The 12,005-nt window shown below is 57.9% G+C and carries 11 protein-coding genes and 1 pseudogene; 2 read left to right on the forward strand and 10 right to left on the reverse strand.

Annotation, left to right across the window (positions count from 1 at the left end):
* From tauD to tauA, 4 genes are read right to left on the reverse strand one after another with little or no spacing between them, the layout of a single operon-like run.
* On the reverse strand, nucleotides 1–852 hold the full coding sequence (tauD, locus tag GFC06_RS22530; protein WP_047497850.1) for a taurine dioxygenase: 852 nt from the start codon (nucleotides 850–852) through the stop codon (nucleotides 1–3).
* The gene (tauC, locus tag GFC06_RS22535; protein WP_016155826.1) at nucleotides 849–1,679 is read right to left on the reverse strand and encodes a taurine ABC transporter permease TauC; all 831 of its coding nucleotides are present in this window, start codon (nucleotides 1,677–1,679) and stop codon (nucleotides 849–851) included. The genes tauD and tauC overlap by 4 nt, the downstream gene beginning before the upstream one ends.
* The gene (tauB, locus tag GFC06_RS22540; protein ID WP_016155825.1) at nucleotides 1,676–2,443 is read right to left on the reverse strand and encodes a taurine ABC transporter ATP-binding subunit; all 768 of its coding nucleotides are present in this window, start codon (nucleotides 2,441–2,443) and stop codon (nucleotides 1,676–1,678) included. Before tauB ends, tauC begins: the two co-directional genes overlap by 4 nt.
* A gap of 14 nt (nucleotides 2,444–2,457) precedes the next feature.
* On the reverse strand, nucleotides 2,458–3,420 hold the full coding sequence (gene tauA / locus GFC06_RS22545; protein ID WP_016155824.1) for a taurine ABC transporter substrate-binding protein: 963 nt from the start codon (nucleotides 3,418–3,420) through the stop codon (nucleotides 2,458–2,460).
* 193 nt (nucleotides 3,421–3,613) lie between these two features.
* On the opposite strand from tauA, the pseudogene GFC06_RS22550 reads away from it, so the two are divergent.
* Nucleotides 3,614–4,219: pseudogene (locus tag GFC06_RS22550) on the forward strand (ABC transporter permease); the annotation flags it as partial.
* 11 nt (nucleotides 4,220–4,230) lie between these two features.
* Nucleotides 4,231–5,277: a ferric ABC transporter ATP-binding protein gene (gene fbpC, locus GFC06_RS22555; protein ID WP_019076130.1), complete on the forward strand. Its 1,047-nt coding sequence runs from the start codon at nucleotides 4,231–4,233 to the stop codon at nucleotides 5,275–5,277.
* 70 nt (nucleotides 5,278–5,347) lie between these two features.
* Here the strand turns inward: fbpC and mmuM are convergent, their stop codons facing one another.
* The 6 genes from mmuM to mhpD all read right to left on the reverse strand — a co-directional run bounded on the left by mmuM (nucleotide 5,348) and on the right by mhpD (nucleotide 12,000).
* Entirely contained in the window at nucleotides 5,348–6,289 is a 942-nt protein-coding gene (mmuM, locus tag GFC06_RS22560) for a homocysteine S-methyltransferase (protein ID WP_016151980.1), read from the reverse strand.
* Complete coding sequence (gene mmuP / locus GFC06_RS22565) at nucleotides 6,276–7,679, reverse strand: S-methylmethionine permease (protein ID WP_153690681.1); 1,404 nt, start codon at nucleotides 7,677–7,679, stop codon at nucleotides 6,276–6,278. Before mmuP ends, mmuM begins: the two co-directional genes overlap by 14 nt.
* A 274-nt stretch (nucleotides 7,680–7,953) precedes the next feature.
* A complete protein-coding gene (gene mhpT, locus GFC06_RS22570) occupies nucleotides 7,954–9,165 on the reverse strand; it encodes a 3-(3-hydroxy-phenyl)propionate transporter MhpT (protein ID WP_016155816.1) in 1,212 nt (403 codons plus the stop codon).
* Nucleotides 9,166–9,233: 68 nt separating this feature from the next.
* The gene (gene mhpE / locus GFC06_RS22575; protein WP_153690682.1) at nucleotides 9,234–10,247 is read right to left on the reverse strand and encodes a 4-hydroxy-2-oxovalerate aldolase; all 1,014 of its coding nucleotides are present in this window, start codon (nucleotides 10,245–10,247) and stop codon (nucleotides 9,234–9,236) included.
* Nucleotides 10,244–11,194: an acetaldehyde dehydrogenase gene (mhpF, locus tag GFC06_RS22580; RefSeq protein ID WP_103283522.1), complete on the reverse strand. Its 951-nt coding sequence runs from the start codon at nucleotides 11,192–11,194 to the stop codon at nucleotides 10,244–10,246. Before mhpF ends, mhpE begins: the two co-directional genes overlap by 4 nt.
* Complete coding sequence (mhpD, locus tag GFC06_RS22585) at nucleotides 11,191–12,000, reverse strand: 2-keto-4-pentenoate hydratase (protein ID WP_016151974.1); 810 nt, start codon at nucleotides 11,998–12,000, stop codon at nucleotides 11,191–11,193. Before mhpD ends, mhpF begins: the two co-directional genes overlap by 4 nt.
* Between the last annotated feature and the right edge of the window lie 5 nt (nucleotides 12,001–12,005).

The raw sequence follows: 12,005 nt of genomic DNA on the forward strand, positions 1-12,005 counted from the left end.
TCATCCCGCCCGAAAAAACGGCTTGTCTCCCAAAATTGTCGCCCGGTGCATAATGCGCCGCTGGGGCAGATAATCCGCATTCGCATAATGCTGCGTCACGCGATTATCCCAAATCGCCACATCGTTGGGCTGCCAACGCCAGCGCACCTGGAACTCCGGTTTAGTGATATGCGCGAACAAAAAGCGCAGTAACGCCTCGCTCTCTTTTTCCGTCACATCGACAATTCGCGTGGTAAATCCTTCATTCACGAACAGCGCCTGCTTCCCGCTCACTGGATGCGTGCGCACCACCGGATGCAGCAGGGGCGGATGCTTTGCCACCGCCTCCAGCCAGCGCTGATGCTCCTCTGGCGTCTGGCGGTATTTATATTCCTGGAAGGATTTACGAAAATCATGCTCTGCCCGCAGGCCGCTCAGCAACTGGCGAAACGGCTCAGATAATGCGTCATAAGCGGCAATCCCGCTGGTCCACAGGGTGTCTCCCCCGGTCGATGGCAGCTCTTTTGCCGCCAGAATCGCACCCGCTGGCGGCGTGTCGATAAAGGTTACATCGGTGTGCCAGTTGTCGTTATCCGGCGGATTATCGTTATGAGTATCCAGCACGATAATCTCTTCAACCCCTTCGGCATGCGGATAGACAGGGTGAATATGCAGATCGCCAAAACGCAGCGCCAGCGCCCGCTGTTGTTGCGGCGTAATCACCTGCTCACGCAGAAACACCACCTGATGGCGCAGTACGGCGTGATAAAGCTGTTCAAACTGATTATCGCTCAGCGGGCGCGTCAAATCCGCACCGGTGATTTGTGCGCCAATGTTCGGCCCCAGCGGGGTAATGCTCAGACGTTCACTCATTGTACTTCTCCATGCCAGGGCGTCAGGCGGCGCTGAAGCGCGCGCAGACCCAGTTCTAAAATAAACGCGATAACGGCAATCACCGCGATCCCCGCCAGCACCACATCCGTTGCCAGAAACTCACCGGCTGACTGCACCATAAATCCTAAACCTCGCGTGGCGGCAATCAGCTCTGCTGCCACCAACGTCGACCAGCCCACGCCAAGCCCGATACGCAACCCTGTGAGTATCTCCGGCAATGCCCCCGGCAAAATAACAAACCACAGCACCTGCGTACGGCTGGCTCCCAGCGACTGTGCGGCACGCACTCTCACCTGCTGCGCGCTTTTAACCCCCGCCAGCGCCGACATCGCTACAGGGGCGAAAATCGCCAGATAGATCAGCAGGATCTTGGAGGTCTCACCAATGCCAAACCAGATCACCATCAGCGGCAAATAGGCCAATGGCGGAACCGGACGATACAGTTCAATGATCGGATCGAGAATGCCGCGCATCGTCGGACTCAGCCCCATAGCGATCCCAACCGGAACGCCGAGCAGTACCGCCGCCAGCAGCGCGATAACAATACGCGTCAGGCTCGCCGCCAGATGCTGCCACAGCGTGGCATCCATAAACCCCTGCGGCCCGGCAATAACCATCAGTTTTTGCAAAACCTGGCCCGGCGGGGGTAAAAACAGCGGACTGATTAACTGCAGCGCCGCCACCGTCCACCACACCGCCAGAATGACGACCAGCGTACCGAAGCTTAAGGTAATCTGCCGCGAGAACGGCCAGCGCCAGTTCAGCGCGCGCTGGCGACGGGGTTTATCATTAATCACCACGCTCATGAGAATGCCTCCCGTTGTTCAAAGACACGACCTAACACATACTCGCGCATGGCGATAAACTGCGGGTCGGACTTAATGCTGCGGCTCGGCTCTCCGGCCACAAAGCGACGAGCGAAATTCAGCGGCAGACGCTCCAGTACCCGGCCAGGGCCTGGCGACAGCAATACCAGCTCCGTTGCCAAAAAAACGGCTTCTTCAATATCGTGGGTAATCAACAGCACCTGTTTGCCAGTCTCATGCCACAACTTCAGCAGCAGGGTTTGCATCTGCTCGCGGGTAAAGGCGTCGAGCGCGCCAAAGGGTTCATCCAGCAACAACAGCTGCGGGTTGGCAGCCAACGCCCTCGCAATGCCGACGCGCTGACGCTGACCACCAGAGAGCTGCCAGATAAAACGTTTTCCCGCATCCTCCAGCCCAACTTTCTGCAACATCTCCCGCGCGATTCGTTGACGTTGGGGCTTCTCCATCCCCGCCAGTTGCAGCCCGAAGGCCACGTTGTCCTGCACGTTGCGCCAGGGCAGCAGGCCTTCGTTCTGGAACACAACCCCGCGCTCTGCGCCTGGACCTTCAACTTTGTTGCCCGCCAGCATAATGCTGCCATGCTGATACGGCACAAACCCGGCAATCAGATTTAACAGCGTGGTTTTTCCGCAACCAGAAGGTCCGAGTACCACCAGCAGTTCGCCACTATCGAGCGTCAGGTTGATATCTTCCAGCACCGGTTTTCCACCGTAGCTGGCGGCAAGATGAGAGATTTGCAGCATCAGCGCCTCCTTATTTATTGCACGAAGCGATCGGTCACATACTGGCTGTAATCCGTCGCGACGGCGGGGACTTTGCCCTGCTCTTTGAGGAACTGCGCGGTGTCGATAATCGCTTTATTCACCGGGCCGGTTAGCTCAGCGGTTTGCTGTTGTGCCGTCAAATAGGTGTTACCTTTCACCAGGCCCGGCACATCCGCCTCCGGTACGCCACTCAAACGCGACAGTTTGCTGATATTCTCCGGCTGTTTCAGCCATTCATCGGGATTAGCGATATAAGGCTGCTGGGCGTCGATGGCGCTTTTGGCAAAGGCTTTCACCACGTCAGGATGCTTCTCGGCAAAATCTTTGCGCACCACCCACACGTCCAGCGTCGGTGCGCCCCACTCGCCAACCTGCGATGAGTCGGTTAATACCTTGCCATCTTTTTCCAGCGCGTTTACCGCAGGCGCCCAGACATAAGCACCATCAATATCTCCGCGCTGCCAGGCGGCAATAATCGCGGGTGGCTGCAGGTTCACAATCTCCACCTGCCCTGCTTTGATACCCCAGTGTTTCAACGCCGCCAGCAGGCTGTAATGGGTAGTGGAAATAAACGGCACGGCAATGCGCTTACCAATCAAATCTTGCGGTTTACTGATGTTTTTCTTCACCACCAGCGCTTCAGAATTGCCGAGTTTTGACGCCAGCAGGAAAACCTCAATAGGCACCTGCTGGCTGGCAGCGACCGCCAGCGGGCTGGAGCCAAGATTACCGATCTGCACATCACCGGATGCCAGCGCACGGACGATGCTCGCACCGCTGTCGAATTTGCGCCAGTCAACGGTAGCCCCGCTCTCTTTAGCAAAGGTGTTATCCGCCTGCGCCACTTTGGCGGGTTCAGCGGAGGTCTGATAAGCAACGGTGACGTTCACCGCCTGTGCCTGAAATGCGATGAATGCCAGTGCGGCAAGTAGTGCGTTACGCGATGAAATAGCCATGATTGTCTGCTCCCCTGTCTTGTTATGGGGGCAGTATTTCGTTGCGGCACAATTTGATAAAGGAATTAAAAATTCTGGCTAATAGCGATCTGTTTTTAGAAAAAAAGCGGCAATGCTTAGCCCGGAAATGCATTTGATTGCAGGCCGGCAAATTATTGCGATTTTGTTACATTCGTTACATATCCGCGCCACGGGGATTGCCGCGCCGATCACCGCTATCTTTGGCCTGCTGATCGCATGGGTTGTGGTGCGTCAGCAGTTTAAAGGCAAAAAGACCATCGAGTTCACCACTATGCTGTGCTTTGCCGTTCCGGGCACCGTAGCGGGCGTATCGTACATTCTGGCCTTTAACAGCGCCCCGGTATACCTCACCGGCACCGCCGCCATCGTGATTATCTCAATGGTAATGCGTAATGTCCCGGTCGGTATCCGGGCGGGCATTGCGGGCTTAGGCCAAATCGATAAATCGCTGGATGAAGCCTCGCTCAGTCTGCGCGCCGGTTCCCTGCGCACTATTACGCACATCCTGTTGCCGCTGCTGCGCCCGGCGATCCTCTCAGCGCTGATCTACAGCTTTGTGCGCGCCATTACCACCGTCAGCGCCATTGTGTTCCTCGTTACGCCGGATACCCGCGTGGCCACGGCCTACATCCTGAACCGCGTAGAAGACGGCGAATACGGCGTGGCGATTGCCTACGGTTCCATTTTGATCGTGGTGATGCTGGCGATTATTTTCATCTTTGACTGGCTGATCGGTGAATCACGTACCTCCCGTTCAAAAGCCAAAAACCAGGCGTAATGGAGCGCACTATGACTCAGAAAAATTTCGTTGAACTGCGCAACGTCACTAAACGATTTGGCAGCAACACGGTTATCGACAATATCAATCTCACCATTCCGCAGGGGCAAATGGTAACGCTGCTCGGCCCGTCCGGCTGCGGTAAAACCACCATCTTGCGTCTGGTTGCCGGGTTGGAAAAACCGAGCGAAGGACAAATTTTCATTGATGGCGAAGACGTTACCCATCGTTCTATTCAGCAGCGCGATATCTGTATGGTGTTTCAGTCATATGCCCTGTTCCCGCACATGTCGTTAGGGGAGAACGTCGGTTATGGCCTGAAGATGCTCGGCGTGTCGCGCGCGGAGGTGAAAACCCGCGTCAAAGAGGCGCTGGCGATGGTGGATCTGGAAGGATTTGAAGACCGCTTTGTCGATCAGATCTCCGGCGGTCAGCAGCAGCGCGTGGCGCTGGCCCGTGCGTTGATCCTCAAACCGAAAGTGCTTCTGTTTGATGAACCGTTAAGTAACCTGGACGCCAACCTGCGTCGCAGCATGCGCGACAAAATCCGCGAGCTGCAAAAGCAGTTTGATATCACCTCGCTGTACGTCACCCACGATCAGAGCGAAGCCTTTGCGGTTTCCGATACCGTACTGGTGATGAACAAGGGACACATCATGCAGATCGGCTCGCCGCAGGATCTCTATCGCCAGCCCGCCTCCCGCTTTATGGCGAGCTTTATGGGCGATTCTAACCTGTTCCCGGCCACCTTCAGCGACAGATACGTTGATATCTACGGCTATCATCTGCCGCGCCCACTGCACTTTAGCGATCAAGGCGAGGGCATGGTAGGCGTGCGCCCGGAAGCGATCACGCTCAGCGACCGCGGCGAAGAGAGCCAGCGCTGCGTAATCAGCCATGTCGCGTATATGGGACCCCAATATGAGGTCACGGTGGAGTGGCACGGACAGGAGATTTTATTGCAGGTCAACGCTACGCGTCTGCAGCCGGACGTCGGCGAGCAGTATTATCTCGAAATCCATCCGTACGGCATGTTTGTGCTGGCGGATGCGGCATAAAGTGTTACCCATGTTTCCGGTTCATACCGTATCGCCATCTGGCAAAAAATGCCCGATGGCGGCTTACGTCTTATCGGGCCTGGGCCTGAACTTTTAACGCGGCAATATCCGCAGGCGTGGTGCGACAGCACCCGCCAATCAATCGTGCGCCAGCGGCCTGCCACTGTGGCAGATAATCCGCCAGTTGCGCACAAGACTCACCGTGATGATGCCAGGTTTTGCTCGCGGCATCGTACTGCTCGCCCGAATTCGGATACACCACCAGCGGCAGCGCCGTTAAGCCGTGTAAATGCTGCAACGCAGCGGTGGTGTTTTCCAGCGCAATGCAGTTAATGCCTAACGCCACCACCTGCGGATAATCCGCCAGCAACGCAACCACGTCACGCAGCGGCGTACCGTCGCTCAGGTGCTCGCTGTCACGCAGAGTAAATGAGAACCAGGCACGCGCACGCGGGTACGCGGTCAACAGCTCAGCCAGTGCGCCAATCTCGACAAAATTCGGCAGGGTTTCGCAGGCCAGCAGATCGGCCCCGGCATCCAGCAATGCTTCCACGCGCGGGCGATGAAACGCCTGGAATGCCTCGGCGCTGCGCTGGTAATCGCCACGGTATTCAGAGCCGTCCGCCAGATACGCGCCGTAAGGTCCGACAGATCCCGCCACCAACAGCGTGCCCGCTTGCGGGTTCTCTGCCAGATACGCTTCACGCGCTTTACGCGCCAGCTCCACGCTTTTGCCAATCAGCGCTTTCGACTGCGCTTCATCCAGGCCACGCGCGGCAAAGCCCGCCGGTGTCGCCTGATAGCTGGCGGTGATCGCGCATTGCGCCCCCGCCCGGTAATAATCAAGATGCACTTCGCGGATAAGCTCCGGGTTTTCTACCAGCACTTTGGCTGACCACAGGCTGTCGGCTAAGTTACACCCTCGCGCTTCCAGCTCCGTCGCCATCGCGCCATCCAGTAACAGGACATCCTGTTTCTCAAGGAGAGCGCGTAACGGATTATTCTGCGACATGTTCTGGCTCCTGTTTTGCGTTACGGGGTTGAGTAAGGAAATATGCACCATAGCACAACGCAACAAACGGTAACCCGCACCACAACGCAATTCTCTGCGCTGGATCGAATGCCAGCCCCACACAGGCCACCAGACACAACACAAATCCTAATACCGGCACCAGCGGATACCACGGCGCACGATAATGTAATGCACTCAATGCCTTACCCTGTTGCAGATGACGGCGGCGAAAAACAAAGTGCGAGGCGCAGATGCTCAGCCACACCGCCACCACCGCAAACCCGGAGATTGCCGACAGCGCGACAAATACCGTGTCCGGGGCCACCACGCTGGAAAACAGCGCCAGTACGCCGCCGAGCATACTGACCGACAGCGCCGTCAGCGGCACGCCGTTTTTCGTCACTCGCGCAAAACAGGCTGGCAGCGTACGTTCATTCGACAGCGACCAGAGCATGCGCCCGGAGGCATACAGCCCGGAGTTCGCCGCAGAAAGAATGGCTGTCAGGATCACGAAGTTAAAAATATCGGCGGCGTACGGAATCCCTACCTTCTCAAACACCAGCACAAACGGGCTTTTCTCCACGCCCGCCTGCTGCATCGGGATCAGCGCCGCCAGCACAAACACGGTACCGATAAAGAAAATAATCAGTCGCGCGATGGTGGTACGAATCGCCACCGGGATCACCTTGCGCGGATTTTCCGTTTCACCGGCGGCAATACCGATAAGCTCCGTTCCCGAAAAAGCAAAGTTCACCGCCACCATAGTCATCAGGATCGGTAAGCCACCATGCGGGAACCAACCTTCCGCCGTGAGATTACTCAGCCCCGGCGCGGGCGAGCCATCCTGCATCGGGATAAAGCCAAAAATCGCCGCCCCACCAAGGATAATAAAGGCGATGATAGTGACCACTTTCACCAACGAGAACCAGAACTCCCCTTCGGCAAAAAAGCGCGTGGAGATAACGTTCAGGCCAAAAATAATCACACAGAACACCACGCACCAGACCCATACTGGCACCAGCGGAAACCAGTACTGCATACAGAATCCAGCAGCGGTAAAACTCGAACCAAGCGCCACGGTCCAGGTCAGCCAGTAGAGCCAGGCCACGGTATACCCCGTCGCCGGGCCGAGATAGCGCGCGGCATAGACGTGAAACGCCCCGGTCTCCGGCATCGCGACCGACAGCTCGCCCAGACACTGCATAACCAGCCAGACCACCAGCGCGCCAATCAGATAGGCCAGCAGCGTTCCCGCGGCCCCGGTAGTGGAGATGATGTAACCGGTATTGAAGAATAACCCTGTGCCAATCACGCCACCCAAGGAGAGCATAATCAGATGACGCGTTTTCATCGTGCGCTTCAGTGGCGCATTTTGTTGTGTTGTTTGCATATAACCTTCCAAACGTATGGACATCTAAACATCCAAAGAAGGTTTGTTATACCGCGTTTGTTAACACAATGCAAAGTCAACCCTGCACCAGACGCAGATGACCGCGCCGGGCGCTTAATACCGGGTGGGGGTTAATTATCAAATATAAAAAGGGCCGCCAGCTCATAACGCCTCCGTTGCCAGGCTTTACATAAACTCTGGCAACGTCATCGCCGGCTGGCGTTCACCCGGAAGTGGGAACCGTATCTCCCCACTCATACAACCGAACGATTGCTTATGAGCCACTGGTCGGGATCGGCATCTGCGATTTACGGCTCATCAGGAAAAATACCGCCAGCCCTGCCAGTAAAATGCCCGGCGCAGAAGCCGCCATCACGCCTACCGTTCCTGTGCCGAGCGCTAACATTTTTCCTGCCAGCAGCGGGCCGCTCATCGCCCCCAGACGCCCAACGGCGACAGCGGTACCCACGCCTGTCGCGCGGATCTGCGTACTGTAAAACAGCGGAGCCAGCGCATACAGCACGCTTTGTCCTCCAGTGGCAAACATCCCCGCCACAAATCCGGCCATCAGCATACCGCTCAATGACGACACCGTCCCCAGCGCCAGCAGCGAAGCCAACATCCCGGTGTAGATCAGAAGCGACATGACCACCGGGCGCAGTTTGTCCATTAACGCCCCGAGAATTAACGTGCCGCTGGCCGCGCCGATTTGCAGAGCAAACATCACACCAGCCGCCTGCGAGGGCTGAAAGCCCTGCTCCACCAGCAGCATCGGCAGCCAGTTGATCAGCATATACACCACCAGCAGGGTGAAGAAATAGCACAGCCACAGCAGCAGCGTGGCTGTCGCGGTAGCAGGTGCGAACAGGGCGCGCAACGGCGCGGCGGCCACCTGCGTTTGCTGGGCATAAACCTGTGATTCTGGCAGCCAGCGCATCAACAACGGCACCAGCAGCAGCGGGATCACTCCGCCAACCCAGAACACCGTTTGCCAGGCGGCGGCCAGACCGCTAAACCCGAGCGCCGCCGCTAACGCCGCGCCAATCGGCACGCCACAGTACATCAGGCTCACCGCCGTACCGCGAAAACGCGGGCCCGCCGCTTCGGAGGTCAGCGCGATCAGATTCGGCAACGCCGCGCCCAACCCGACGCCGGTCATCAGACGGGCAAACACCAGCGACGAGAAATCCCAGGAAATCGCCGTCGCCAGCGAGAACAGGCCGAACAGCGCCACGGAGGCAATAAGAATGCGCTTGCGCCCATAGCGATCGGCCAGCATGCCGCCCACCAGCGCGCCGGGCAGCAGTCCGAGAATGCCCGCACTGAAGATCCAGCCCATCTGCATTTTATCCAGCGCAAACGCCTGGGCGATACCGACGGCAGCGATCCCGGCGGCCTGTAGATCCAGCCCTTCCATCAGGGCAACTAAAAAGCAAAGCCCGACGGTTAACGTCAGTCGGTAAGATGTGGGGGTACGGGTAGTCATAAGATGTACCTCTGAGGTCACGATGCAGGTGAGTCGCGGCTGATACGTTGCCAGCCGCGTAATCATTTTTATTTTCTATTGCGCAGATCCAGCGCCACGTCGACGATCATATCTTCCTGGCCGCCCACCATTCGGCGTTTGCCCAGTTCAACCAGAATATCGACCGCGCTCAGGCCATAACGCGCCGCCGCCACTTCGCAGTGACGCAAGAAGCTGGAGTACACCCCGGCATAGCCCAGTGCCAGCGTTTCGCGATCCACCCGCACCGGACGGTCCTGCAGTGGACGCACCAGATCGTCGGCGGCGTCCATCAGCGCATACAGATCGGTGCCGTGCTGCCAGCCGAGCTTATCCGCAGCGGCGATAAACACTTCCAGCGGCGCGTTGCCCGCGCCAGCGCCCATACCCGCCAGGCTGGCGTCGATACGGTCGCAGCCCTCTTCCACCGCGGCAATCGAGTTCGCCACGCCGAGGCTCAGGTTGTGATGCGCATGCATTCCGGTTTCTGTCTCTGGCTTCAGCACCGTTTTCAGGGCACGGAAGCGGGCGCGAATATCGCTCATATTCATTGCCCCGCCGGAATCGACCACGTAGATACACGTCGCACCGTAGTTTTCCATCAGCTTCGCCTGCTGCGCCAGATTCTCCGGCGTGGTCATATGGCTCATCATCAGAAAGCCGACGGTATCCATGCCGAGCTCACGCGCGTACTGAATATGCTGGGCCGACACGTCCGCTTCGGTGCAGTGGGTCGCCACGCGCACCACTCGCGCGCCGGCCTGATACGCGTTTTTCAGGTCATGAAGAGTGCCGATGCCCGGCAGCAACAGCGTGGCGATCTTTGCGTGTTTGACCACGTCTGCTGCCGCTTCAATCCACTCGAGATCGCTGTGCGCGCCAAAGCCGTAGTTAAAGCTGGAACCTTGTAAACCGTCGCCGTGGGCCACCTCAATGGAATCAACCCGCGCGTCGTCCAGCGCTTTGGCAATCTGGCGCACGTTTTCCAGCGAATACTGGTGACGAATCGCATGCATACCGTCGCGCAGGGTCACGTCAGAGATATAGAGTTTTTTACCGTTCATGCTGCTTCTCCTGCCTGACGGGTGAGTGACTGCGCCATCTGCTCAGCGGTCGCCAGCGCGCTGGAAGTCATAATGTCGAGGTTGCCCGCGTAGGCGGGTAAATAGTGCGCCGCACCTTCCACTTCCAGATACACCGCGGTTTTCAGCCCGGAAAACTGACCAATACCCGGCAGATTCACCGGTTTATCCTCCGGGATGACTTCAAACTGGACGCGCTGTTTCAGGCGATAGCCCGGCACATACGCCTGCACCGCCGCCGCCATGTCATTAATCGACGCTTCAACTTCAAGCTGAGAGGCCGCTTCGCTCAACACATACACCGTGTCGCGCATCATCAGCGGCGGCTCAGCCGGGTTAAGTACGATAATGGCTTTGCCTTTGGCCGCGCCCCCCACCACTTCAATCGCCTTCGAGGTGGTTTCGGTAAACTCGTCGATATTGGCGCGGGTGCCCGGTCCCGCAGATTTACTGGCGATCGAGGCGATAATTTCGGCGTAATGGACTTTTGCCACGCGAGAAACCGCCGCCACCATCGGGATGGTCGCCTGTCCGCCGCAGGTCACCATATTGACGTTCTGCTGGTTAACGTTGGTCTCCAGATTCACCACCGGGACGCAGTACGGGCCGATCGCTGCGGGCGTCAGGTCGATCAGACGGATCCCCGGTTTTACGGCGCGCAGCACGGCGTCATTTTTCACGTGCGCGCCCGCACTGGTGGCATCAAACACGATGTCGATGTCGGCGAATTCTGGCATCGCAAGAAGCCCCGTCACCCCTTCATGGGTGGTGGCAACGCCCATACGCCGGGCGCGTGCCAGACCGTCGGATTGCGGATCAATCCCCACCATCACCGCCATCTCCAGACGTACGCCGTGACGCAGAATTTTAATCATCAAATCGGTGCCGATGTTGCCAGAGCCGATAATGGCGACTTTACGCTTACTCATGACTGACTTCCTTTTGTAACCGCCGCTGAAAAGGTGGCGGCAACTGAACCAATACCGTCGATATGGGCTTCGAAACGATCGCCCGCATTCACCGCCACCATCGGGCCTAACGCCCCGGTGAGAATAATGTCCCCGGCACGCAGCGGCTCGCCGAGGCTGGCCATTTTGCGCGCCAGCCACACGGCGGCGTTGATCGGATGTCCCAGACATTCGCTACCGCGCCCGCTGGAAACCTCTTCGTTATTGCGCGTCATTTTCATCGCGCAGTTTTTCAGATCTAATCCTGCCGGACGTTGTGCCGGACCGCCGACCACATACACGCCACAGGAGGCGTTATCCGCCACGGTATCAACAAACTTGATCGACCAGTCGCGAATACGGCTGCCGACCACTTCCAGCGCGGGTAGCACCCACTCGATGGCGTTGTACAGCTCGTCAAAGGTGGTATCGGCATTGGGCAGATCGCGGTTCAGCACCAGCGCAATCTCCGCTTCAATACGCGGTTGTAGCACGCGGGCAAACGCAATGGTGTCGTTGTCGCCGTAGCACATGTCGGCGAACAGCGTGCCGAAGTCCGGCTGATCGACGCCCAGCTGCTGTTGCACTTTCGGGTGTGTCAGCCCCACTTTGCGCCCGACGACGCGACGCCCTCGCGCCACGTCATACTGCACATTGATACGCTGAATGGCGTAGGCCGCTTCGGCGTTATCCACGCCGATCAGTTCACGCAGCGGGGCGATAGCGTCCCCTTTTTCCTCAGCCTGACGTAAATCGGCGGCTAACTGCTCAAGATTAAGATTCGTCATGTCCG

Origin of the sequence: Citrobacter braakii, from assembly GCF_009648935.1 — a bacterium.
GTDB classification, from domain to species: Bacteria; Pseudomonadota; Gammaproteobacteria; order Enterobacterales; family Enterobacteriaceae; genus Citrobacter; species Citrobacter braakii.